Raw genomic sequence first — 23,117 nt, forward strand, 5'->3', positions numbered from 1 at the left:
GAGCCGGTTATCTGTTCGAAGGCATTGGCAGCAAATCATGGACGACAAGGTTTACAAGCTGGAGCAGGGCGCCAGGCAATCGGCTACCGGATCTGTCAGGGTGCGCGGTGCGCGCGAGCACAATCTCAAGAACGTCGATGTGGATATCCCGCGTGATGCGCTGGTGGTGTTCACCGGCGTCTCCGGCTCGGGAAAATCGTCGCTGGCCTTCGGGACGCTGTATGCGGAGGCGCAGCGGCGGTATCTGGAATCCGTGTCGCCCTACGCCCGCCGCCTGTTCCACCAGATGGCCGTGCCTGAGGTCGACGAGGTCGAGGGGCTGCCGCCGGCGGTGGCGCTCCAGCAGCAGCGGGGATCTCCGACCACGCGGTCCAGCGTCGGCAGCGTCACGACGCTGTCGAACCTGTTTCGGATGCTCTATTCGCGCGCCGGTGATTATCCAAAGTCGCAGCCCCTGCTGTACGCCGAGTCCTTCTCGCCCAATTCGGCGGAAGGGGCCTGTCCGAAGTGTCATGGCCTAGGCCGCGTCTACGACGTGACCGAATGCTCGATGGTGCCCGACGATACGCTCACGATCCGTGAGCGCGCTGTCGCGGCTTGGCCAACGGCATGGCACGGCCAGAACCTGCGCGATATCCTGACAACGCTGGGCTATGACATTGATACGCCTTGGCGCGAGCTTCCCAGGAAGGACCGCAACTGGATCCTGTTTACCGACGAGCAGCCCACGGTTCCGGTCTATGCGGGCTATGACCTCAAGGAGGTCCAGCGGGCGCTGCGGCGGAAGGAGGAGCCGAGCTACCAGGGCACCTTCACCGGCGCCAAGCGCTATGTGATGGAGACGTTCGCCAACACGACCAGTGCAATGATGAAGAAGCGCGTCTCGCAATTCATGCTGAGCACCGAGTGTTCGGCTTGTCACGGCAAGCGCCTGAAGCCGGAGGCGCTGTCCGTCAAATTTGCCGGCATGGATATCGCCGACATGGCGCGCGTTCCGTTGAAGCAATTGGCGGCGCTGATGCGGCCTTATTGCGAGGGCAAGGCCGGCCGGCAGGACGCGCACCCGGAGAAGACGATCGTCGTGCGACGGATCGCGCAGGACCTGGGCGCGCGGCTTGGTGTGCTGCTCGATCTCGGTCTCGGCTATCTCACGATGGAGCGGAGCACGCCGACCTTGTCTCCGGGCGAGCTTCAGCGTCTGCGCCTGGCGACGCAGGTCCGCTCCAACCTGTTTGGCGTGGTCTATGTGCTCGACGAGCCGTCTGCCGGTCTCCATCCCTCCGACACTGAGGCGCTGCTCCGCGCGCTCGACCGGCTGAAGGCGGCCGGAAATTCACTTTTCGTCGTCGAGCATGAGCTGGACGTCGTGCGCCACGCCGATTGGATTGTTGATGTCGGACCCGATGCCGGCAGGCATGGCGGCGAAATCCTCTACAGTGGCCCCATTGACGGATTGAAAGCCGTCGAAAGATCGCGCACCGCAAAATACTTGTTCGGCCAGGCCGTTCCGCCGCAGCGGCGGCAGCGCTCGCCGCAAGGATGGCTCAAGCTGAGCGATGTCACGCGGAACAATCTCAGGGGGATCGACGTCGCATTCCCGCTGGGTGTGCTGACAACGGTCACCGGCGTGTCCGGCTCAGGCAAGTCCAGCCTGGTCAGCCAGTTCCTCGTCGAGGCGCTGAGTGGGCATTTTGGACAGTCGCATGCGACCGACGAAGACGGCAAAGACGTTCTTGAACGCGCGCCGGTCGAGACCTCGAGTGGCAAGATCACCGAAGGGCTCGATCGCCTGAAACGGCTGGTGGTCGTGGACCAGAAGCCGATCGGACGGACCCCTCGTTCCAATCTGGCGACCTACACCGGTCTGTTCGACGATGTGCGAAAGCTGTTCGCGCAGACGAAAGATGCGCGCCGGCGCCGCTTCGATGCCGGGCGATTCTCCTTCAACCTGCCGAAGGGCCGCTGCCCGAATTGTCAGGGAGAGGGCTTTGTCTGTGTCGAATTGCTGTTCCTGCCGAGCGTCTATGCGCCGTGTCCGGAGTGCCAGGGCGCGCGCTATAACAGGGAGACGCTCCAGATCAAGCTCAACGGAAAGTCGATCGCCGACGTGCTTGAAATGACCGTCGATGCGGCCCATGCGTTCTTCGCAGACAACGCCCACATCGCGAGGTCGCTCGATGTGGTCCGGCAGGTCGGGCTTGGATATATCCGCCTCGGTCAGCCCGCGACCGAGCTGTCCGGCGGCGAGGCGCAGCGGGTCAAGCTTGCCGCCGAGCTGCAACGCACCCAGCGCGCGGGAAGCATCTACATCCTCGATGAGCCGACCACGGGTCTGCATCCCTCGGATGTCGAGAAGCTGACTGTCCAGTTGGATGGGTTGGTGGAGGCGGGGAGCACCGTGATCGTCGTGGAGCATGACATGAGCGTTGTCGCGGCGAGCGATTGGATGATCGACATCGGGCCGGGCGCCGGCGACGAGGGCGGTCAAGTCGTCGCAGCCGGACCGCCGGCGGAGATCGCGCGACGTAAGTCGAGCCGCACGGCGCCCTATCTCGCGCGGGCGCTGGACGAACATCGGTTGCGATCATGAGCAGCAAGTCGGAGGTCGCCGAAATCCGGGATGCCGTGCACCTTTGCATCGACATGCAAAATATCTTTGCACCGGGCGGCCTCTGGGAAACTCCCTGGATGGAGCGGGTCTTGCCCGCGATCGCATCGATCGTGTCGCGCTACCAGATGAGAACCGTCTTCACGCGTTTTATCACCCCCCAGACACCCGAGGATCGACCCGGGCAGTGGCAAAGTTATTTTCGGCGTTGGCAGCTGGCCACGCGCGGCCAACTCCCGCCGTTCGCTCTCGACCTGGTGCCCGCGCTGGCGCGCTATGTTCCGCCGGTCCGCATCATCGACAATCCCGCCTATTCCGCGTTCAGCAATCCTGCCCTGGCAAGCCTGCTCATCGAAAAGGGCGTAAGCACCGTCGTCGTCACGGGCGCCGAGACCGATGTCTGCGTGCTCTCGACGGCGCTGAGCGCGGTCGATCTCGGCTTCAGGGTGGTCATCGTGGAGGATGCACTGTGCAGCTCGTCCGACATCGGGCATGACGCGCTGATGACGATGTATCGCACCCGCTTCTACGGTCAGGTTGATCTGGTCACGGCGGATGAACTGACAGAGTATTTGCCCGAATGACTACACGACCGGCTGCTTGTCCTTGCGTAGCTTTTCGATCACTGCGCGGTCGATGTTCAAGTGAGCCGCAACCAGCTCGGGCGGGGTTAGCGCCATCCATTGCGCGAGCGAGATATCCATGAAGCGGGGTGACTTGAAGAGTTCGAGGAAGCGCAGCGGTTCGTCGCCGGTGTTCTCGATGAAATGGCTCATCGACATCGGGACGTAACCGACGTCGCCGGCCCGGTAGTCGAAGGTTCGCGCCCTCGCTTCCGCCGCGAACACGGTCATCCGCGCCTGACCGGAGATGTAATATTGCCATTCGTCGGCGTTCGGATGCCAGTGCAGCTCCCGCATGTGGCCGGGATTGACCTCGACCAGCGCTGCCGCCACGTCCGTCGAGATCTTGAAGTTGCGGGTATCAGCGATGCGGACGTTGCCGCCAGGCGATTGCGTCGGCGGCTGCTGCGTCAGATGGAACACCATGTCGAGCGGAACGGCGCCGAGCGCGTCGTGCACCGCGTCTGTCTCGAGCTGCGGAGGCGGCGGCTCGGCCTGAAAGATGAAGCGCTCCTGCTTGGGAAGCTGATCGAGCGCCTTGGCGTCGATGGAAAGGTTCCTGGCCAACACGCCGGGGTCATTGTGAGCAAAGAGATCGGTGATCGCAAACGTGCTGTCCTCGGAGAACTCACCATCTGGAAACGCCAGCAGGAATTCGCAGCCATCGTCCGGCAGTCCCTGGATCGAGTGGGGAATGCCTGATGGAAAATACCAGAGGTCACCAGGACCGACATCGGCGATGAAATTGTGGCCATCATTGTCGACCGCTGTGATGCGGGCTTTGCCGGCCAGCATGAACGCCCATTCGGCCTGCTTGTGCCAGTGCAGCTCGCGAACACCGCCCGCTGTCAGGCGCATGTTCACGCCGGCCATCGTGGTCGAGATCGCCAGCTCGCGCTGCGTAACCTCGCGCGACCAGCCGCCGGTGCGGATCTTCATATGCGCGTCTGCAAATGAGAACCGCAGGTTCGGCACCGAGCCGTGGTCGGTGGAGGGTGGCCGCAATATGTCCGGGTTCTGCAATTCCCGCTCCGGGTTGCGCGGGCCCACGATCGTGGCGCCCTTGTCGCCGATGACGGGCTCGTTGCGCGGTTGGGCCGAGGCGGCTGCGGTGGCGCCGAGCGCGGCCGCAGCAGCGAGCAGGCTACGCCGGTTGGTCGTGTTCATGAGACGCTCCCGCTTAGCCGCATGTCAGCACGACCTTGCCGGCCGTATGACCGCGCTCCACGGTCGCCAGCGCCTGTGCAGCCTGCTCGAGCGGGAAGGTGGCCTGAATGTGCGGCTTCAGCTTGCCCGCATCGGCCAGCCTTCCGATTTCGGCCAGCTCTTCGCCATCGGGCTCGACCGTGTAGCGCATGGCCGTGACGCCAAGCGCCTTGGCGCGGTCCTCCGAGGGCGCGGTCAACGTCGAGACCAGACGCCCGCCTTTCCTGAGCAGCGCCCAGGAGCGCTCGCGAGTCTCGCCGTCGATCAAGTCGAAGACCATATCGACATCCTTGGCAACCTCCTCGAAGCGCTGCGTTTTGTAGTCGATCACCACGTCGGCCCCGAGCGATCGCGCGAAGTCGACGTGCTCGGTCGAGACGGTCGTTAGCACGCGAGCACCCATGGCCTTGGCGAGCTGGATTGCGAAATGGCCGACCCCGCCGGAGCCGCCATGGATCAACACCGTCTCGCCTGCCTTGAGCTTGCCGCGTCGAAACAGGCCTTGGTAGGCCGTCTGCCCGGCCAACGGGATGGCCGCCGCCTGAACATGATCCAGCCCCACGGGCATGTCGGCAACCGCGCGTTCGTCCAGGACGACGCGCTCGGCGTAACCGCCGCCGAATACGGGGACCATGCCGAAGACGGCGTCGCCCGGTCGAAAGCGTGTTACTTGCGCGCCGCAGGTCTCCACAACTCCGGAAACGTCCCGTCCTGGCGTATAGGGCAGGCGGTCCTTCTTCACTGAGGGATATTTGCCAGACCTGATCTTGAAATCGACGGGATTGATGCTCGCTGCGCGGACCGAGACCAGGATCTGGCGCGCGTCGGGGCCCGACTGTTCGAGCCGTTCTACGCAAAGATCCCCGCCAAATTGGTGAAATCGAACCTTGATGAATTCTGCCATGACGGCTGACGCTGCAACGAAGAGAGAGTTCCTAATTTTGCGCGCGCGGCGGGAGGCGGAATTTTCACATAGCCTAATGCGAAAAGCAGATGACCGGGTAAAATCCTCGTTAGGTAGAGGGTTACGATAGCGATGGATCGCGTCGAAGGGGTTTTGCAATCACATGGATGATTCTGAGCTGACCGGTTGGGACGCCATACTTAGGCGCGTGGCGCTGCCGTATCTTGCGATTATCGTCTGCATCGCGCTCGCGGTTTGGCTGACTTGGCGCCATTTGATCTAGGCCATGTACCTATGAACCACAGGCAATGTCCCGCTTTGAGCCGATCCCGACCTCTCTTGCGCGGTCGCAGAAAATGACGCGATGGCCAGAAGCGGAAGTCAGTCCGTCGATGAATGAAAGGGCCGCCAACTGAGGCGGCCTTAAGGATAGACGCTCACAAGCACTCCGGCGACGAAGATCACAAAGCCAACGATGGCGACGCCAAGGCAAACGCGCGCGTAAACTGACTGAGTTTTCTTGAAACGGCGCCGATGCTTGACCATGGCACGCTCCTTCGTTTGAGGAAGGTGGGAGCGCTGTGATGGCGTTCTCATCACCGATGAATACTTGGGGCCGAGCGCGCATTGCCGCAAAGCGAGTACCAGACCGCTGGCGGGCGAGAGCTAGATCATGTGTTAGAGTTCGGAAAATCCTTGACATGCGGATGCCCGGATCGACGGGAAATCTGGATTGTTTTGCGCAGTGTCCTTATGTCGAGTGCGATTGAATTGATGTGGATGGCTACCTCGGGATCAACGACTGTCGATCCGCTGGGAGGGCGACGCGCGCGGGAATTGTACGCCGGAAGATGAAGAAACACTGAATGCGAAGCCTTCGAATCCAACGCAAGTTTCGAATAGGGCGTCAAGAAGCTTAGCGTCGGTTCACTTTACCGAGATGAATCCTCATCATCCATCGTTCGGGAAAGTGAGCGCAACGAGATCGTATCATTTGGGGTTTTCCAGGCTGAACGTCTCCGACTGCTCGTTATAGGCGAAGAGCTCGGCATAGCGCCCCCAGGACACCACCGTCTTGAGCGTCTCGTCGGCATAGTCCTCGGACATGTAGTCCTCGAGCTCGTTGCGGAACCGCGCCGCAGGGGCGGCATGCGAGGGGCGCTCGTCGAGCACGCGACGGATCAGTCCGATCAGGGGCACGTGAGCGGTGAGATGGTCGGCGAAGAGCGTCTTGCGGGCGTCGGTCGCAAGATGGGCGAAGCACTTGCCAGCCTCGGTGAGCAGCAAATCGCCTTCGCTGAGCTGAGCGAAGCGCAGGAGCTGGAGGGATTCGCCGAGGTGGAGGATTTCGTCGGCCTCGAGCTGGAGCTGGCTCGCCAGCACCGGCAGGTCGGCATGTCCGTGATAGGGCGGTCCCGCCAAGGTCTCGATCAGGCCGGACAGCACGTTGGAGGACACGTGGTGCAGGGTCATGCCTACTCCGGCGCTGGGTATATCTTCGACCGAGGGCGGCTTGGGCTCCGCGCGCTGGGTCATGCGGGCGTAGATGCCGTCGACTAGCTGGCGGAAATGCGGATCGAGCCGGTTGCGCGGATGGCCCAGCTCGACCTTGATCTCTGCGGCCACGCGTCCCGGATTCGACGCGAACACCAGGATCCGATCGCACATCAGGACGGCTTCCTCGATATTGTGAGTTACCATCAGGATCGACTTGATCGGTAAGCGGCCCTCGATCCAGAGATCGATCAAATCGGTGCGCAGCGTCTCGGCGGTCAGCACGTCGAGGGCTGAAAACGGCTCATCCATCAACAGCAGGTCCGGATGCACGACCAGCGCGCGCGCGAAGCCAACGCGCTGGCGCATGCCGCCCGACAGCTCCTTAGGGAAGGCGGACTCAAATCCGTCGAGGCCGATCAGGTCGACCGCTGCCAGCGCCCGTTTGCGCCGCTCGATGGCATCGACGCCGAGCGCCTCGAGCCCAAGTTCGACGTTCTGGAGCACCGTCAGCCACGGAAACAGCGCGAACGACTGAAACACCATGGCGACGCCGTTCGGCGGTCCGATGATGGTCTGGCCGCGGCAGCTCGCGCTGCCCGAGGAGGGCGCGACGAGGCCGGCGATGATCCGCAGCAAGGTGGACTTGCCGGAGCCGGAGCGGCCGAGCAGGCCGACGATTTCGCCCGAGCGGATCGTCAGATCGACCTTGTCCAGCACCAGCAGCTCTTCGCCGCTGCCTTTCGGGAAGGATCGGCAGACACCGCGGATGTCGATGAGTGCAGAGGGTTGATCGAGCATGATGGTCTCCTCGTCAGCCGAGCCGCAAGCGCCGCTCGCCGAAGGCGTAGAGCGGTCGCCAGATCAGGCGGTTAAACAACGTCACGAGAATGCACATCGCGGCGATCCCGAGAACGACGCGCGGGAAGTCGCCGGCTTCCGTCGCCGATGCGATATAGGCGCCGAGGCCCATGGCCTTCAGATGGGTGTCGCCCCAGCTCGCGACCTCCGCGACGATTGATGCATTCCAGGAGCCGCCTGAGGCGGTGATCGCACCGGTGACGTAATAGGGAAAGATGCCGGGCAGGATCACCTTGAACCACCACCGCCATCCGCCGAGATGGAGGCTGCTCGCGGCCTCGCGCAGATCAGTCGGAAAGGCGCTCGCGCCTGCGATGACGTTGAAAAGTATGTACCATTGCGTGCCCAGGATCATCAGCGGGCTCAACCAGACGTCCGGATCGAGCCTGAGGCTGACGATGGCGACGACGAACACGGGAAAGGCGAGATTGGCAGGGAAGGCGGCGAGAAACTGTGCCAGCGGCTGGATACGTTCGGCGAGCTTCGGACGCAGTCCGATCCAGACGCCGACCGGAACCCAGATCAGCGTGGCAAGGCCGATCAGCACGACGACGCGCAACAAGGTGATTGATCCGTCGCGGATCACGATCACGACGTCGGACGGCCCGAGACTGGCCGAAAGATAGCGATAGGTCAGCCAGGCAGCGTAGGCGGTGCCGGCGAGGACGAGCGCGATCCAGAGCGCGTCGATCAGCCGCGACGGCCGGCTGTTGGCCTTGGTCGCTGGCCGCAGCTTCGGCAGTGAAACGCGCAGATTCGAGATCGCACGGTTGAGAGCCGAAAAGGGCAGCGTAAGAGCGCGCAGGGCCCGGGTGCGGCGAAACAGGTCGAGCATCCAGGATGTCGGAGCCTCGCCCGAAGCTGTTTGCTCGAAGCGGAACTTGTCGGCCCAGGCGACGATGGGACGAAACAGCAATTGATCGTAGGCGATGATGACGAGCAGCATCGCCAGGATCGCATACAAGATTGCGGGCAGATCCCGCTGCTGGATCGCCAGCGCGACATAAGAGCCGATGCCCGGCAAGGTTACCGTGGTGTTGCCGACGGTGATCGCCTCCGAAGCGACCACGAAGAACCAGCCTCCCGACATCGACATCATCGCGTTCCAGATCAGCCCCGGCATCGCGAAGGGCACGTCCAGGCGCCAGAACCGCTGCCAGCCCGACAAGTGAAAGCTCTGCGTGGCCTCTTCCAGGTCCTTCGGCACGTTGCGCATCGACTGGTACATGCTGAAGGTCATGTTCCAGGCCTGGCTCGTGAAGATCGCGAACACCGAGGCGAGTTCGGCGCCGAGCACATGGCGCGGAAACAGGTTCATGAAGAATACGACGGTGAAGGTCAGGAAGCCCAGGATCGGGACGGACTGGAGGATGTCCAGCAGCGGGATCATGACCATCTCCGCGCGTCGGCTCTTGGCCGCGATCGCGGCATAGATAAAGGTGAAGATCGTCGAGCACGCCATCGCCAGCAGCATCCGCAGGATGGTGCGCAGGGCGTAGAGCGGCAGGTTTGAAGGATCGAGCGAGACGGGCGTGCGGTCCAGTTCGGACAGCGGCGCGATGGTCTGCTCCCCTCCGTAGACGATCAGAACCATGGCGCCGATCACGAGGATCAGCGCCGCGACATCCCAGATATTGGGGCGCAGGATCCGAGCAGCCTCGGTCGAACGGGAGATATGAAGCCTCATCAAATCGGCCTCCAGTCAAAATTCTGCATGGACGCGGCCCGAAAAGATCGAGACCGGGCCGCGGTCGCCGTTGTAGGCGGGATTGACGACGAGTTGATAGTCGGCGGTCAGCGTGACGTTCTTGATCACCGAGTAGGCGTAGTAAGCCTCCAGGATTCGCTCATTGTTGTAGTTCAGCCGACCATCGCCGATCAGGAGGCCGACGCCGCCGGCTGCGAGGAAATCGCGATGCCCGGCCGACAGGCCGTTGATGGCGCCGCCGATGCCGACCGTATCGTCCGGCCGTCCCCAGCGGCTGCCCTTGATCGAGAGGCCGCCGGAGAGACTGCGGTCAATGTCGGTGAATGACAGAATCTGGTTCTGGCCGTCGTTCCAACTCGCGCGGGCGAACAGTCCGACGTCGCCAGCGATCTGCTGCTCGAGATTGACGTAGAAGCCGTATTTGGAGCGTTGGCGCTGGGTTGCTGTGGCGATGTCGTTGATGTCGAGCGCGGGATTGGCAGCAGCCAGCGCGACGACTTCGCGATAATTTGCGGTGTTGCCGCCGTTGGCGAAGACGCCGACGCGCAGCTTGCCGGGCTGCTCGAAGATCGAATGGCGCTCTTCGAATTCGACGACCGCGCCGCCCGTCTTGTAGACCAGTGTATCGCTGTTGGGCGCATCGGGGACCTGGAACAGTCCGCCGCGCACGGCCCAATCCTTGCGATTGAGCTCGACCACGGCGCCGCGCGAATAACCGGGCAGATCGGCGGGGAAATCATAGGCCCCCGACGACCACATCGCCCAATTCATGAAGTCGGTGCGCGGGTCCTTGGCGTAGGAATTGCCGTCGAAGAAATCGCCGACGGCGAAGCGGCCGACGATCAGCGTGACACGGTCGATGTCGCGCTTGCCGGCCAGCTGGTTCGGAGCGTCCGGCAGCTCTTCCTGCTCGCCGCCGAAACCAAAGGTCTGCTTGAGATAGTAGCGCTGCGCGCGGATCTTCGGGAACGGCGCGCCGGCCTTCTGGGCTTCGCCGTTGGAGAAGCCGGCAAGGCCGAGCGTGCCGTTGAGGCCAAAACCCTGCGCCAGTTCGGGGTTGAAATAGAATTCGCCGCCGTCCCAGAGCCGGGCGCCCAGGAACGCCGTTGTCGTCCATGTTGCCTGGAACTGGCCGCTGCCGGGAAGGCTCTGCGGGCTGGCATAGGGCGAATGGATCGGCCCGTAACCTTGCGGCAGCACGGTCGTCTGGGCGTGGACGTTCCAGTCGCTGGATTCCGGCAGTTTAGGCTTGATCGGCGCTACCCAGGGCTTGTCGCCAAACTGGTAATTCAGGCCGAGCTTGAACAGGTGAACGCGCGGCTCGACATCGACGTTGCCGGGGCCAAACCCGCTGAGATCGTAGGTCCTGCGCGACAGCGCGATATAGTCGTACTCGGCCTTCGCGGTCCAGTTGCCGCTGACGGCGTATTCGAGACCGAGGCCCGCGGTCCATCCGGTCTGGTACTTTCCGACCGGAAACAGCTCCGAGACTCCATCGGCATCGTTGACGTTGATGTGTGTGTGGCCCCACGCGACGCCGCCGGTGACGAAGGGCATGAACCGGTCATAGGCATAACCGACGCGGCCGCGCACGGTCCCAACGTAGTCAATCGTTGCGTTGAAGGCAGTAGGGGCGCGCACGGCCGCAGGGCCGTCAACCGGGCTCGTGAATGTCGCATCGGCCTCGATGCCGAGCACGACGCGATTTGTGAGTTGGCGATTGTAGCCGAGCTGATAACCGCCGCTCAGCCCCGTGGCGCTGTGCGGCAGGATGACGCCTTGCTCGGGTAGGGGATGGGCGCCGGGCCCAAAGTTCGCATCGCCGTAGCCGAAATGACCGCCGACATAGAAGCCTGTCCACGGATACGATCCCCTCGCGGCCGAACCGGCGGGAAGCAAATCACCGGCTGCGGCGTAGGTCCAGGCAAGGCTCGTTGTCACGCTCCCAATGATAAGCACTCGTTTCATCGCCAAGACTCCAACTTGTTCAATTTCATCAAGTTCGGCGCTTTTGCCGTCGTCCAAAAGCCAACCAGATCCCGAGCCGTTCGAGCGATCGCGTAGCTGACAGGAGCGGGGCGAGCCCATGTCGGGAGAGCCGCCGCTGGCCATGAAGAACCATGACCAAGCGCAGCGATCGGCCGGCCAGTCGCAAGACAGCGAGCGCTGCGACACGCCGCAATTTTACAAGGACTGTACTGATCACGCTCCACGCTGAGCCCTCGAGCCAGCGCGATCACACAGCCTCGCGGCGTCCGCACGTGTGGGCGCCCGATTATTGTCTGGCGGTATTGCGGGGGCATCGACCAGCCAGTGGCAAGCCAGTCCGTCGATGGCCTGTGACCAGTAACAGGCAATCTGAACGCGCGGCGTCCGGTCGCGGCTCGCGTTCCATTCACCCTCGGAAGGCTGAATATTGTCGTTGGCGGGAACAGAATGTCGCGATCCCGGCGTCCTGCGCTGGAATCCGAGCCAGTATTGTCGTGCGATCGTCTTCAACATCGCTCACCTCCACCTCCGCAACATGCGGCAGGTCAGTGAGCGGAAAGCGATCACCTATCGGGGATCGCGAGCCTTCACGCCGCCGCTGTCGCGGTTGTCTATGTTTTGCGGCACCTCTGCTCCCGTCGGGAGGAGGGTGCCATAGCGGGTACTGCCCATGGCTCTTCGTCTGTCTGTGATCTGCGAGACGCAATATGCATCCGGCATTGGTCCGCGGCATAGTCTTGCAGTTCGGCGGAGTCAAGCACATGCTGCTATCCTCCCCCCAGGATACGACTGATCCTCATGGGAGAATAGGAGAGACGATGCCAGATCATGTACACGAGTCCATCGCGCGCCGGCTGAAACGAGCGAACGGCCATCTCGAGACGATCATCGAAATGATAGAGCAGGAGCGCCCGTGCGCTCAGATCGCACAGCAATTGCAGGCTGTTGAAGGAGCCATCGAAAGCGCCAAGAAGATGCTCATTCATGACCATCTTGGTCATAGTCTCGAACGGTCGTTGGGCACGACTGGCGCGAAAAACAGGGCGCTGCTCAAGGAATTCAGTTTGATAGCGAAGTACCTTTGATGCGCAACGGGATAGCGCGATTGACGGCTGCCGCGCAGGCCGGAGGAACGAGGCTGGAAAGAACTGCCGGAGAATGGCGCCGGATGAGCCGTAATTGCCGCCTGGCATGCTGATGACGCCGGCTATTCGAAAACCAATGACGGTGTGGCAAGAAAGAGAAGGGCGCCGAAGAACGTCATCACGGACAACAGGACGACACCCAATCTGAACAGGCGCTTCTCGCTCTCAGTCTCGATCGGGTTTCCGGTGAAGGCCTCGAACGCAGGAATGGCCAAGCGGCCGCCATCGAGAGGAGGAATGGGAAGGAAGTTGAACAGTGCGATGGCCACCAAAGGCGAGCAGATCAAGTAGGTGATGCCGCTACCGGCCTTACCGAGGCGCACAAGAGTGAAATCGGCATCCGGGGCATAGGTCGCAAATATCAAGATGCAGGCCAATGCAGCATTGGAGAGTGGGCCGGCAACAAGGATGACCGCGCGCTTTCCGAGAGGCAAACTCCGAAACGTCGCACGCGGCTTTGCGTCTGTGCGGGATAGCCTCGTCTGAGGATGGGGCCCATCGAAAAAGCCGCAAGCAGATCGAAGGGGCAGAAGCTTGAATGCCCAGACCGTACCCGAGAGATCAGTAAATTCGGCGATTGCTGGCCCCAATCCGATGGTCACCGCCATTGTGGCCGAGCCGCGAGCGGCGCAGAGGTGGGCGAGCTCGTGAGCCACGAGTGTGCCATATCCACCAGCAGCGAGGGGGAGGGCATGCCACATGGCATCAGCGACCCAAATTGGGACCCTCAGGCTGGAGCTGCCAATAGCGCCCTTTCGCGAATATGAGCGGACGGCCGGTCTCATGCGGGGCTTTATGAATCGCCAGAACCCGCGAGATGAAGAGCTCGTGGTCACCCCCATCGTGGCGCGCGTACTGCTCGCATTCCAAGGCCACCAGCACGCCGGGAAGGAGCGGAGTGTCGAACTGGCCATTGATCGAGCGGACACCGTCCCACTTGCCGCTCCTGGCGCGGGCAAACTGATTTGAGAGATCTTCCTGGCCTTCGCTGAGGACGTTGATTGCGTACCTGCGGCACGTTCGCCACTTCGCAAGACTAGCGGCGCCCAGATGGATGCTGAACACGACAAGGGGAGGATCCATCGACACCGAGTTGAACGAGCTCATAGTCATGCCCAATTGCTCGCCCTCATCGGTCGTCGCAGTAACAATGATGACCCCAGTTGGGAACTGGCCAAGCGCGTCACGGAATTCTCTGTTGTCGAAAGTCATGGCTCTGTTTGCTCCTGGATCGCGCCTATGGGCATGTGCATTCGGCCGGCGAGCTTCGTGGCCTCGGACGAATCCGAGGCCGCGAGGGCCGGGCCCCTATTGTCATTTGGCGGGCGTGACTGCCTCTAATTGCTCGGAGACGGTGCGAGTTGGCGTGCCGCGCGAAGGGAGGTCGTAGCTTGCCATCAGCTTGTCGACGGTCTGATCGAGGGAGGACCAGGGCGCGAGCCTCATGCTATGGGCTCGAACGAGGAATGGAGGCCCGGCATAAAAGTTCTCATATTGGACGTGCCGGGCGCCAAACTCCGACGCCAGCAGGTCCCAGGCCAGCTTGTAGAGCTTCATCCGGTCGAGAGCGCTCTCGTGCTCGGTCGACCAATAGGTCTCGAAGAGAGCGTTCATCTGGCCGTTTTCAACGATTGAGATGTCGGCCGGCATCTGAAAGATTGCGCCACCCATCAGCTCCCTCACGGTCGCGCATATCAGCCCATAATTGTCCTGGCACCAGCTCAGTGCCGCATACATGTAACGCTGATTGACGACGACATAGCCGTCGCCGACAGCCTGATGATCGGCGATTTGACCAGCAATCAGGCCGGCAATGGTGGCTTCCATGGCGGCAAGCCGTCCGAGTGTCTCCTGAACCGCCGGAATTCCACGGACGCCGGCCGACTTCGCAATCTTGTTCGCGAGCCCGAGGATCAGCTGAAGCTTTGCCCAGAAACGAACGTTGGATTGATGGTTTCCGAAGTAGTGGCCGCCTGTTTCCATGTAGATTGCGCGGCTGAGATCGACGTTCCCGATCGTGAAAACACGTGACCACGGGACCTTCACGCTGTCACAGACGAGCATGCAATCGCTTTCGTCGAAGCGAGAGGAGAGGGGGTAGTCGAACGCGTTCGGGGCGGCCTGCTCCATCGAGCGTCTCGACCAAAGCGAAAGCCCCGGCGCGTTTGCAGGTACGGCGCAGGTCACGGCTTCCTTGATACGGTCCGGTGCCAGGGGAGTGAGGTTCCCGATCCAGATCTCGTCGCAAAATGCGCCCCCGGTCGCGAGCGTCTTCATTCCGTGGAGGGTGATCCCATCATTGTCCGTGGCCGAAACATGAAGCGCCGGTGATTTGAAGAACGTTGAACTCGCGTCGGACGAGTAGTTGCGTGCTCCCTGCGGAGGGTGCGTCGCGTAGCTGACGTAGAGGTCGTTATCCCGGACATAGGTGTAGTAGTCGAGGAGATGCTGCCTGAAGCCGTGGTTCGTGACATCGAACACTTCGGGTCGGCAGGTCATGCCGGTGATGAAGGACCCGACATGGTCGGGCGACCGGCCAAACAGCCCGTAGCTGGCGTCGGCCCAGGCTTTGTGCCCGGCCATGCGGAATTCGAGGTCTTCACGGCTGCGCGGCTGCTTGAAATAGAAACTGTGGCGCTGGCCGTCCTCTGTAAAGGAGAGCCGGCCGGAGTGCTGCGGATCGCACTTGAGATCGAACAGCCGCGCGAAGCTCTGGGCCGAATTGCGAAAGGCTGGATGGGTTGTCACGTCATCGACGAGATGGCCGCCGAGGTAGATCTTGCGTCCGTCCTTGAGAGATCGAAGATAATTGGCGCCGGTCCTGAGCATTTCAGTGTCTCCAAAATTAGTTTAGTAAACTAAATAAATGGATCGGTTTATGGAGTCAAGCTGGCTTCTGGTCTCCTTGTAGCTATCGCGCAGGCCGCCTGCGACGCTTGGACGTCTGTCGCAGCGCGGCCTCGCGTTGGTCCGCAGCGACCTCGTTCAGCACGGAGATCGCGCTCTCGGCACGGGATATCAAGACGCTCAGTTCATTGGAGTAGGTGAGGGCACTGTTGCTATCGAGATGGCCGTAAAGTGCGTCATTGACCATCTGCTGTATGGGAGCAATTGCCGACAGCGAGGCGACGCCCTTGTCGGTCAATTCAAGAAAGCTGACGCGCCGGTCGTCGGGATTGACGATCTTGGCGAGGTAACCCTTCTCGACGAGGTCGGCGATCTCGACACTCGCATAAGCGTCGGTCATGTGCATTTCGCGCGCTATCGACCGGACGGTCCATTGCTGCTGGTCTGAAAGGCGCCCAACCGCCTGCATGAGCACATATTGAAAGGACGAAAGCCCGATCAGGGAGGCAAATCCGCTCCGAACAGTCTCGAGCAGGCCCGAAAGCACGAAATGCTGGTGGGTAATCCTGCGCACCAGCATGTCGGTCCCGTCGACCATGAGGGCGGTGCGGGAAATCGTCGGCGGGAGTTGAGGAGCGCGAGGCCGGGCCGCAGCGGGCTTGGCTTTCGTCATGCGCTCCTTGGACTTTGTCATCTCGGCTGTTCCTCAAAAGCCCGCAGCAAACGAATCGCTACCCTGCCACCCGCGCGGGCCAGCCGTCGATTAGCACGCTTTGACCCGCCCCAACAGGGAGCGCGGCCCGGTGGCCAATGGCCCTGAGAACGGCCCAGCCGAGGCAAAGATTGGAGGAAAGGACCGGCTTGCCGGTGGCGCGGACGATGTCGGGAATGGCCCGCAGGGTCGGCGCGCCCGTACCGGTCAGGACGATCGCGTCGGCTGATTGCCATTCCAGGCGCAGGACGGCTTCGACGATCCTAGCGGCACGAAGCTTGTAGATGTTGAGCGTATCGGCCGAGCCGAGGTCAATTCCTCCTTTCGCAGCCAGCTCAAACCCCGCCTGCGACCAGTATGAGAAGGAAGCTTCCTGCAGCCAGGTCGGGTAGGGGCCGAACAGCGCAATACGCCGCGCCCCGAGCTCAGTGAGGGCAAGTTCAATGGCCTCGGCCGAGGACAGGATCGGGTAACCGTAGAGCCGCGAAAGTTGTTCGAATTTGCGTCGGACCTTGTCCTCGCCGAGCAGATAGGTTGTTGCCGTACAGGCGAAACCGAGGGCTCCGAGCCTGATCGCGCCGAACCCATCCAGGCTATCAGCCAAATTGAACAGGTAATCTCCGAACCTCTTGCGGGTGTCGGTAGGGTCGCCACGTAGCCGGGTTGTTAGCGTGAGCACGTCCGATGGCATCAGGGTGGCCATTTCGGGCTCCACGGTTGGATTGGACTGCGGCGGCGCGAAACCGACGATCCCTCCGGATCCATACTCAAAATCATTCGACATTGTCGTGCTCCGTCATCTTGGCAAGGCTGTGAAGCAATTCATCGGTGGGAAGAACGTCGGCGTATTTCTGGGACATATCGAACAGGTTCACGCCGTGAGCGATCGGACTGCGGTCGTAAACGCACTCCTGTGGCACGGCGACGTGGAAATTGTAGGAGAACGCGTCGACCACGCTCGCGCGCACACAGCCTGACGTCGTGCATCCGGTCATAACGAGACTATCGACCTTGAGGTCTATGAGGTGACTGGCGAGGGTGGTGCCAAAGAAAGCGCTCGGATGTTTCTTCGGAATCAAGATGTCGCCGTCGACCGGGGCGACCTCACGTACAAATTGATACCCGACCGGCGGGATCGTCATGATCGCAGGGACTTTTGCTGCGAGCCGGCCGCCGTCCTGCCGAACCTTCGGCGCGACATGGGGGAAGAGGACAGGCCAGCGTTTCCTCCTGAATAGTTCGAGCATCCTGCCGATATGCCCAACAGCCTGCCATGCGACGTCGCCGCATGACGTTGGATACTCTTCGACCGCTTGCCAAAAGGGCATTGGGATCGAGCCGGTCGTTCGATACTGCACATCGATGATCAAAAGCGCGGGTCTACGCCCAATGCCTGCTGCGCGGCCAAAGCCGGCTGCATCGTATGCGCGTCGATCCTCGTCGGTGATGATGCCGTCCCATGGTCGCACGATCAGATCTCCTTTTCAGAAAAATAGTTTGCAAAACTAAATATCGTCAGCTAGCGTGACGGTCAATAGAGGAAGCGTGGAGGGGCCATGGCCAAGTTTGACACCAAGATGAACCGGTATCCGTTCGTGCCCATTACGCAGCGGCCGACCTACGAATGGCCGGACGGCAAGCGTCTTGCCGTCTATTTTGCGCTGAACATCGAGGCCTTCGAGTTCGGGCGGAATCCGGGACCGGATTTCACGACGATGCCGGCCGCTCCGTTTCATCGGGGTTATGCGTACCGGGATTTCGGAAATCGGGTCGGTGTCTGGCGCCTGCTCGATCTCTTCCAGGAGTTCGAAATTCCGCTTTCTGTGCTCGCCAATACCGCTGTCTACGATGCTTATCCCGCACTCATGGCCGCGTTCCGGCAACGTGGCGACGAACTCGTCGGTCACGGCCGCACCAATTCGGAGCGGCAGATCGATATGACCGAAGACGAGGAACGCGACATGCTGAAGGAGGTCCGGCAGCGCTTCGAAAAGGAGGAGGGGGTGGCCCCGCAAGGCTGGCTCGGCCCCTTCATCTCACAGAGCACGAAAACGCCCGAACTCCTGGTCGAGCAAGGCTTCGGCTACATGCTCGACTGGTTCTACGACGAGCAACCCCAGCTGTTCCGGACAGATCTCGGTCCAATTCTCAGCGTGCCGTACCCGTCGATGGAGTTGAACGATCTGCCGGCGGTCTTCAACCGGCGGGTCAGCGACGCCGAATTTGCCGACCTGCTGATCGATGCATTCGAACAGCAATTGCAGGACTCCGAGAAATATCCGCTCGTCTTCTCGGCTGCGCTCCATACCTTCGTCATGGGACAACCGCACCGGACACGAGAGTTGCGGCGCGCGCTCGCGCATATCGCGTCTCACCGCGACAGGGTGTGGATCACGACGGCCGGCAAGATTGCGGCGCATGCCCGCTCGCTGCCTCAGGGGACGCTGGTCAGCCCCGATATCGCAGGAGCCGGTAGTTCGACAGCGCAGACTGCACATCGTGCGCCCGATGTCTGAGTTTCAGGGGAGGGTCGATATGACGCTGCCAAGTCTCGCCGGATTCCTGTCAATCGAACGAGCGAGGTGGTCATGATTGCCCAGCAATTCGTTAACGGCCTCATGCTTGGCGGCGTTTATGTGATGATTGCTGTCGCCTTTACGCTGGCGATCGGCGTCCTCAACTTCCTCAATTTTTCCATTCCGGGCATCTTCATGATCGCGGGAATGGTCTCGTGGGCGGCGCTGAGGAGCGGCCAGCACTGGCTGTTCGCATTTGGGCTGGCGCTGTGCGCGAGCGCGATCGTGGGTCTGGCGGTCTATCTGCTGACCTATCGACCGAGCAGCGACAGTGACCCGGAGGTCCCGCTCGTCAGTTCACTCGGATTCCTGGTTCTTCTTGAGAACCTTGTGGTCCTTTGGCTGGGGTCGGATCAACAGTCGTTTCCTGCCCTCATTGCCGACTTCAACTTCAGAGCCGGCTCAATCGTCGTTGGCGGAGCTCAAGTGCTGAGCCTTGTCCTCTCGCTCAGTTTCGTTGTCGCCCTTTCCCTGTCGCTGCGCTTCACGAATCTCGGTCGGCAGGTGAGGGCGATCGCCGAAAGCCGGCGCACGGCATCGATGCTTGGCGTGAACGTCGGCGCCGTGGTCCCAAGGGTGTTCGTGCTGAGCGCAGTCTTCACCGGGATCGGCGGCATTCTCTTTGCGATCAGCTACCTCCAGGTCTCCTCGACGATGGGCGAGAATATCGGTTTCAAGGGCATCAGCGCGATGATCATCGGCGGCATGGGCAATATCTGGGGTGCGGTTGCAGGAGGCCTTCTGATCGGCCTGGTCGAGATCCTGTCGACGCAATTCCTGGGCGCCGACTTCGTCAATATCGGTGTCTACGGCTTGTTGCTCGCGTTGCTCGTCGCCAAGCCCGAAGGGCTTTTTGGCAAGGCTGCAGCCAGGGAGAAGCTCTGATGTCGGGTTATCAGACCGGCCTGATTGTGCTGCTCGCCCTCAACACCATTGCCGCTTACGGCGTCTACCTTCCGATGGCGGCCGGGCAGCTGAATCTCGGAATCGCCGGGTTCATGGCGATCGGCGCCTATGCCGCGGCATATTTGACCAATGAATGTGGATGGCCGGCGCTGGCTGCTGTCGGGGCCGGCGGGGGGGCAGCGGCGATCCTGGCTTTCGCCGTTGCCGCGCCAATACTCAGAACCCAAGGCATCTACCTGTCCCTTGCAACGTTTGCATTGGGGCAGGTGATCTCTGCGATCTTCCTCAATCTCGAGGTCGTCGGCGGCGCCGCGGGCTATCCCGTCTCTATGCACATCGGCGCATACCTCGTCGTCGCAGCTGCTGCCGCGATCGTTCTACTTGTATGCCTGGTGTCCACGACACGGGTAACCATCTACTTCGCGGCCGTCAAAAACGATCCTCTGGTCGCGGACCTCCTGGGGCTGAACGTAAAAGCTCTCGGCATCTCCGCGCTGACGGCAGGTGCAGGTATTGCCGGCGTCGGCGGAGGGCTCTATGCGCATTATTTCAACTATATCGAGGCCCAGTATTTCGGGGTGATGCTGAGCACGTACACGGTACTGTACGTGCTGCTCGGAGGCACACAATCGGTTTTCGGACCGCTCATCGGGGCCGCGATCTTCACGTTTTTGCCGGAAGCGCTAAGATCGAGCTCCCAGTGGCGATACGCCATTTTCGCACTCTTCATCATCATCTTCATGGCCCTGCGTCCGCAGGGGCTGATCACGCGCGGCCTGTCGCGTCGTCGCGTGCAGGCTGAGGCACAAGGCGGAACGACTGCATCATGACCGACTTCCTTTCCATCCAAAATCTGTCGAAATCGTTCGGGGGGCTCGAAGTCGTGCGCGACCTTACGTTTGACGTGCCGGAACGATCCGCCACTGCATTGATCGGTCCCAACGGCGCTGGAAAGACGACGGTGTTCAACCTCATCAGCGGCGTGTACCCGGTCACCTCCGGAAGCATCCGGTTTCGAGACGAAGATATCGTCGGTCTGTCGTCTCGATATCGCATCAGACGCGGGATTGCGCGGAGCTTTCAGAATATCCGCCTGATACCGCGCCTGTCGGTGGTCGATAATCTGCTCATCGGGCAGCACGCCACGTTAAAGCGGTCTCTCGACGTGCTGCGTCCATTTCGGCTCGTTCGCGATCATGAGTGGATACGGGCTGCCAAGAACGAACTGGCCGCGTTTGGTCTGCGCGAGTACGCCGACGAACCGGTGGGATTGCTTCCCTATGGGGTTCGCAAGCGTGTGGATTTGATCCGCGCGACATTGTCATCGCCATCGGTTCTCATGCTGGACGAGCCAGCGGCGGGGTTGAATGCATCGGAAACACGCAAGCTGCACGGTCACCTTGAAATCCTGAAGCAGCGAGGGACCACGCTCTTGGTGATCGAGCACGACATGCATTTCATCCGTTCGATCTGTGAGAAAATCGTCGTTCTGAACTTCGGCTGCAAAATCGCCGAAGGTTCATTCGATCAAGTCAGAACAGATGCGCAGGTTCGTGAGGCCTATCTTGGAGTGGAGCAGGCAGCATGAGTAGGTGGATTCTCGACGTCGAGAACTTGTCGGCGCGTTACGGACGCGTCGAGGCACTTGTCGGCTTTTCGCTCCGGGTCGCACACGGTGAGATCGCGACAGTTGTCGGCGCAAATGGAGCCGGCAAGAGTACTCTTCTGCATTCAATTCTTGGGGCAGTCTCGCCAACGAGCGGCAAGGTCGTCTTTGCAGGCGCCGAGGTTACGCGGTGGCCAATTCATCAGCGCATCGAGGCGGGGTTGGTCCTGGTGCCGGAGGGCCGCCGAATTCTGGTGTCCATGACAATCGAAGAGAACCTGCTGCTTGGTGCCCATATGCGGCAGGACACAGCCACCGTACGGCGTGAAATCGACGACATCTACGACCGGTTCCCCAATCTGGCGCAGCGCCGAACCCAGAATGCAGCTTGCTTGTCTGGTGGCGAGCAGCAGATGCTCGCGCTCGGTCGCGCGATGCTGGCAAAGCCACGGCTCCTGATGATGGACGAACCGTCGCTTGGCCTCTCACCACTGTTTGTCACAAGGCTGTTCGAGCTCATCCGGGACTACAACAGCAAGGGGCTGAGCGTACTCCTGGTCGAGCAGAATACCGCGAATGCTCTGAAAATTGCGCACCAGGCGACGGTTCTGGAGCTCGGGCGCGTCGCCATGCAGGGCGATGCTGCTGCGATCGCCGGAAGTTCTCGGCTCCAGGAAGCCTATCTCGGCGGTTCAGCGGTTGAGGCTGCAGAAGTCGGTCATGTGAGGAAGTCGATAGGGAGGCGATAATGAAATACAAGGTAAGCTTGGTGGGACTGCTGATGGCCACCGCATTTGCATCGGTGGCTTATGCGCACGAGGAGGATCTCGTCATCGGCTTGTCGATGGCGCGGACCGGCACTTTCGTAAGCGTCGCGAATGCGAATGAGATTGCCGTAGATATGGCGGTTGACGAGATCAATCGTTCCGGTGGCGTCAATGGCCTGCCACTCAAAGTCGTCAAGTTCGATACGGCAGGAGATCCGAAGCAGGCGGTCCTCGCCGTCGAGCAGTTTGCGCGTGATAGTGGAGCCCTCGCTGTCGTCGGCCCGTTCTCCTCGAGCGAGGCGCGGGTGGCGTTCTCGGCCGGGGAGCGGCTCGGGATTGCCCAGATGTCGATGTCGTCGTCGGCGCCGGGTGTGGCGGCACCATTCAAATTCGCGTTCCGCAATACGGTCGACGAAGGCTTGGTCATCGAAACGGTTCTCAAGGCGATGCGGGCCAAGGGGCTCAGCATGCGGACAGCCGCCATCGCTTACGCGACTGATGATGCCGTATCCAAGGCGGTTGGAACGGCAGTACTGCCGGAGACATTGCTGAAGATCGAGGTGCCCGTGAGTGGATTCGTCGATTTCCCGTACAAGGCGTTCGACATGTCGGCACAGGTGTCGAAGCTTGCCCAGTTGAAGCCGGATATTATCGGTGTCGGAGCACCGCCCGAAGCCATGATCAATCTCGCCAAGGAAATGAAGCGGCAGGGCGTCAATGCGCGCCTGTTTGCTGGAACGACTGTCGGAGATCCTGACCTCCCGATCCGGTTTGGAGATTCAGGTGAGGGGACAATCGTCGGGTCGCCCTTCTATAGCGATCTGAACGATGCCGTCCGTGCCTTTGCAAAGTCGTTCGCAGTGAGAGCGGAGGCCGCTAAGATTGGCCGCACCGTGCCGAACCAGACCGACATATCCAGCTACGACATCGTCTACCTGTATGCGGAGGCCATGAAACGGGCCCGGGTGACCGGTGAGCATTCAAAACTCGCTGCCGAGCGCTCTGCCATCAAGGACGAACTGCGGAAAATGAAGGACTACCCGGCGCTCGGCGGAAAGATCACGTTCCGTGAGAATGGTGATGCCATCAAGCCCATCTACGTGCTTGAGGCCAAGGGCGGACGCTGGACCTTGTTCGATCAGCGCACTGGCGATTGAGATACTAC

The 23,117-nt window shown here is 61.3% G+C and carries 20 protein-coding genes; 9 read left to right on the plus strand and 11 right to left on the minus strand.

Annotated elements, in window-relative coordinates; all coding sequences use genetic code 11:
- The first annotated feature begins 37 nt into the window (after positions 1–37).
- Both uvrA and NLM25_RS18730 read left to right on the plus strand, forming a co-directional pair.
- The gene (gene uvrA, locus NLM25_RS18725; RefSeq protein ID WP_254118364.1) at positions 38–2,590 is read left to right on the plus strand and encodes an excinuclease ABC subunit UvrA; all 2,553 of its coding nucleotides are present in this window, start codon (positions 38–40) and stop codon (positions 2,588–2,590) included.
- Positions 2,587–3,192 carry a cysteine hydrolase gene (locus tag NLM25_RS18730; protein ID WP_256565455.1) on the plus strand — a complete coding sequence of 202 codons (606 nt, stop codon included), beginning with the start codon at positions 2,587–2,589 and terminating at the stop codon, positions 3,190–3,192. The genes uvrA and NLM25_RS18730 overlap by 4 nt, the downstream gene beginning before the upstream one ends.
- On the opposite strand, the gene NLM25_RS18735 is transcribed toward NLM25_RS18730, so the two are convergent.
- The 5 genes from NLM25_RS18735 to NLM25_RS18755 form a co-directional block, all read right to left on the minus strand.
- Positions 3,193–4,398, minus strand: a complete 1,206-nt coding sequence (locus tag NLM25_RS18735) for an oxalate decarboxylase family bicupin (RefSeq protein WP_254118365.1) — start codon at positions 4,396–4,398, stop codon at positions 3,193–3,195.
- 13 nt (positions 4,399–4,411) lie between these two features.
- Complete coding sequence (locus NLM25_RS18740) at positions 4,412–5,500, minus strand: NADP-dependent oxidoreductase (protein ID WP_254137910.1); 1,089 nt, start codon at positions 5,498–5,500, stop codon at positions 4,412–4,414.
- A gap of 831 nt (positions 5,501–6,331) precedes the next feature.
- The gene (locus NLM25_RS18745) at positions 6,332–7,636 is read right to left on the minus strand and encodes an AAA-associated domain-containing protein (protein WP_254118367.1); all 1,305 of its coding nucleotides are present in this window, start codon (positions 7,634–7,636) and stop codon (positions 6,332–6,334) included.
- 13 nt (positions 7,637–7,649) lie between these two features.
- Complete coding sequence (locus tag NLM25_RS18750; RefSeq protein WP_254137911.1) at positions 7,650–9,383, minus strand: ABC transporter permease subunit; 1,734 nt, start codon at positions 9,381–9,383, stop codon at positions 7,650–7,652.
- A gap of 15 nt (positions 9,384–9,398) precedes the next feature.
- Positions 9,399–11,372, minus strand: a complete 1,974-nt coding sequence (locus NLM25_RS18755) for a carbohydrate porin (RefSeq protein ID WP_254137912.1) — start codon at positions 11,370–11,372, stop codon at positions 9,399–9,401.
- A gap of 839 nt (positions 11,373–12,211) precedes the next feature.
- Between NLM25_RS18755 and NLM25_RS18760 the strand changes: the two genes are divergently transcribed.
- Positions 12,212–12,478: a metal-sensing transcriptional repressor gene (locus NLM25_RS18760; protein WP_254137913.1), complete on the plus strand. Its 267-nt coding sequence runs from the start codon at positions 12,212–12,214 to the stop codon at positions 12,476–12,478.
- 122 nt (positions 12,479–12,600) lie between these two features.
- Here NLM25_RS18760 and NLM25_RS18765 read toward each other — a convergent pair whose 3' ends face one another.
- From NLM25_RS18765 to NLM25_RS18790, 6 genes are all read right to left on the minus strand, one after another.
- A complete protein-coding gene (locus NLM25_RS18765) occupies positions 12,601–13,323 on the minus strand; it encodes a site-2 protease family protein (protein ID WP_309143606.1) in 723 nt (240 codons plus the stop codon).
- Positions 13,244–13,750, minus strand: coding sequence for a flavin reductase family protein (locus NLM25_RS18770; protein WP_254137915.1), 507 nt, complete (start codon positions 13,748–13,750; stop codon positions 13,244–13,246). Before NLM25_RS18770 ends, NLM25_RS18765 begins: the two co-directional genes overlap by 80 nt.
- Before the next feature lie 102 nt (positions 13,751–13,852).
- On the minus strand, positions 13,853–15,367 hold the full coding sequence (locus NLM25_RS18775; protein WP_254137916.1) for a 4-hydroxyphenylacetate 3-hydroxylase family protein: 1,515 nt from the start codon (positions 15,365–15,367) through the stop codon (positions 13,853–13,855).
- An 82-nt stretch (positions 15,368–15,449) separates the two neighbouring features.
- On the minus strand, positions 15,450–16,079 hold the full coding sequence (locus NLM25_RS18780) for a MarR family winged helix-turn-helix transcriptional regulator (protein ID WP_254137917.1): 630 nt from the start codon (positions 16,077–16,079) through the stop codon (positions 15,450–15,452).
- Positions 16,080–16,116: 37 nt separating this feature from the next.
- On the minus strand, positions 16,117–16,881 hold the full coding sequence (locus NLM25_RS18785) for a hypothetical protein (RefSeq protein WP_254137918.1): 765 nt from the start codon (positions 16,879–16,881) through the stop codon (positions 16,117–16,119).
- Positions 16,871–17,566, minus strand: a complete 696-nt coding sequence (locus NLM25_RS18790; protein WP_254137919.1) for an isochorismatase family protein — start codon at positions 17,564–17,566, stop codon at positions 16,871–16,873. The genes NLM25_RS18785 and NLM25_RS18790 overlap by 11 nt, the downstream gene beginning before the upstream one ends.
- A gap of 87 nt (positions 17,567–17,653) precedes the next feature.
- On the opposite strand from NLM25_RS18790, the gene NLM25_RS18795 reads away from it, so the two are divergent.
- From NLM25_RS18795 to NLM25_RS18820, 6 genes are all read left to right on the plus strand, one after another.
- On the plus strand, positions 17,654–18,613 hold the full coding sequence (locus NLM25_RS18795) for a polysaccharide deacetylase family protein (protein WP_254137920.1): 960 nt from the start codon (positions 17,654–17,656) through the stop codon (positions 18,611–18,613).
- A gap of 72 nt (positions 18,614–18,685) precedes the next feature.
- On the plus strand, positions 18,686–19,558 hold the full coding sequence (locus NLM25_RS18800; RefSeq protein ID WP_254137921.1) for a branched-chain amino acid ABC transporter permease: 873 nt from the start codon (positions 18,686–18,688) through the stop codon (positions 19,556–19,558).
- On the plus strand, positions 19,558–20,409 hold the full coding sequence (locus tag NLM25_RS18805; protein WP_254137922.1) for a branched-chain amino acid ABC transporter permease: 852 nt from the start codon (positions 19,558–19,560) through the stop codon (positions 20,407–20,409). The genes NLM25_RS18800 and NLM25_RS18805 overlap by 1 nt, the downstream gene beginning before the upstream one ends.
- Positions 20,406–21,167 carry an ABC transporter ATP-binding protein gene (locus tag NLM25_RS18810; protein ID WP_254137923.1) on the plus strand — a complete coding sequence of 254 codons (762 nt, stop codon included), beginning with the start codon at positions 20,406–20,408 and terminating at the stop codon, positions 21,165–21,167. Before NLM25_RS18805 ends, NLM25_RS18810 begins: the two co-directional genes overlap by 4 nt.
- On the plus strand, positions 21,164–21,934 hold the full coding sequence (locus NLM25_RS18815; RefSeq protein WP_254137924.1) for an ABC transporter ATP-binding protein: 771 nt from the start codon (positions 21,164–21,166) through the stop codon (positions 21,932–21,934). The genes NLM25_RS18810 and NLM25_RS18815 overlap by 4 nt, the downstream gene beginning before the upstream one ends.
- Entirely contained in the window at positions 21,934–23,109 is a 1,176-nt protein-coding gene (locus tag NLM25_RS18820) for an ABC transporter substrate-binding protein (RefSeq protein WP_254137925.1), read from the plus strand. The genes NLM25_RS18815 and NLM25_RS18820 overlap by 1 nt, the downstream gene beginning before the upstream one ends.
- Positions 23,110–23,117 lie beyond the last annotated feature (8 nt).

The sequence above is a fragment of the Bradyrhizobium sp. CCGB01 genome, assembly GCF_024199795.1.
In the GTDB taxonomy this organism is placed as follows: Bacteria; Pseudomonadota; Alphaproteobacteria; order Rhizobiales; family Xanthobacteraceae; genus Bradyrhizobium.

Bases quoted from the DNA above. Each gene is read 5' to 3' on its own strand.
- uvrA (WP_254118364.1), top strand. From the start codon at position 38: ATGGACGACAAGGTTTACAAGCTGGAGCAGGGCGCCAGGCAATCGGCT.
- NLM25_RS18730 (WP_256565455.1), top strand. From the start codon at position 2,587: ATGAGCAGCAAGTCGGAGGTCGCCGAAATCCGGGATGCCGTGCACCTT.
- NLM25_RS18735 (WP_254118365.1), bottom strand. From the start codon at position 4,398: ATGAACACGACCAACCGGCGTAGCCTGCTCGCTGCTGCGGCCGCGCTC.
- NLM25_RS18745 (WP_254118367.1), bottom strand. From the start codon at position 7,636: ATGCTCGATCAACCCTCTGCACTCATCGACATCCGCGGTGTCTGCCGA.
- NLM25_RS18750 (WP_254137911.1), bottom strand. From the start codon at position 9,383: ATGAGGCTTCATATCTCCCGTTCGACCGAGGCTGCTCGGATCCTGCGC.
- NLM25_RS18755 (WP_254137912.1), bottom strand. From the start codon at position 11,372: ATGAAACGAGTGCTTATCATTGGGAGCGTGACAACGAGCCTTGCCTGG.
- NLM25_RS18760 (WP_254137913.1), top strand. From the start codon at position 12,212: ATGCCAGATCATGTACACGAGTCCATCGCGCGCCGGCTGAAACGAGCG.
- NLM25_RS18765 (WP_309143606.1), bottom strand. From the start codon at position 13,323: ATGAGACCGGCCGTCCGCTCATATTCGCGAAAGGGCGCTATTGGCAGC.
- NLM25_RS18770 (WP_254137915.1), bottom strand. From the start codon at position 13,750: ATGACTTTCGACAACAGAGAATTCCGTGACGCGCTTGGCCAGTTCCCA.
- NLM25_RS18775 (WP_254137916.1), bottom strand. From the start codon at position 15,367: ATGCTCAGGACCGGCGCCAATTATCTTCGATCTCTCAAGGACGGACGC.
- NLM25_RS18780 (WP_254137917.1), bottom strand. From the start codon at position 16,079: ATGACAAAGTCCAAGGAGCGCATGACGAAAGCCAAGCCCGCTGCGGCC.
- NLM25_RS18785 (WP_254137918.1), bottom strand. From the start codon at position 16,881: ATGTCGAATGATTTTGAGTATGGATCCGGAGGGATCGTCGGTTTCGCG.
- NLM25_RS18795 (WP_254137920.1), top strand. From the start codon at position 17,654: ATGGCCAAGTTTGACACCAAGATGAACCGGTATCCGTTCGTGCCCATT.
- NLM25_RS18800 (WP_254137921.1), top strand. From the start codon at position 18,686: ATGATTGCCCAGCAATTCGTTAACGGCCTCATGCTTGGCGGCGTTTAT.
- NLM25_RS18805 (WP_254137922.1), top strand. From the start codon at position 19,558: ATGTCGGGTTATCAGACCGGCCTGATTGTGCTGCTCGCCCTCAACACC.
- NLM25_RS18810 (WP_254137923.1), top strand. From the start codon at position 20,406: ATGACCGACTTCCTTTCCATCCAAAATCTGTCGAAATCGTTCGGGGGG.
- NLM25_RS18815 (WP_254137924.1), top strand. From the start codon at position 21,164: ATGAGTAGGTGGATTCTCGACGTCGAGAACTTGTCGGCGCGTTACGGA.
- NLM25_RS18820 (WP_254137925.1), top strand. From the start codon at position 21,934: ATGAAATACAAGGTAAGCTTGGTGGGACTGCTGATGGCCACCGCATTT.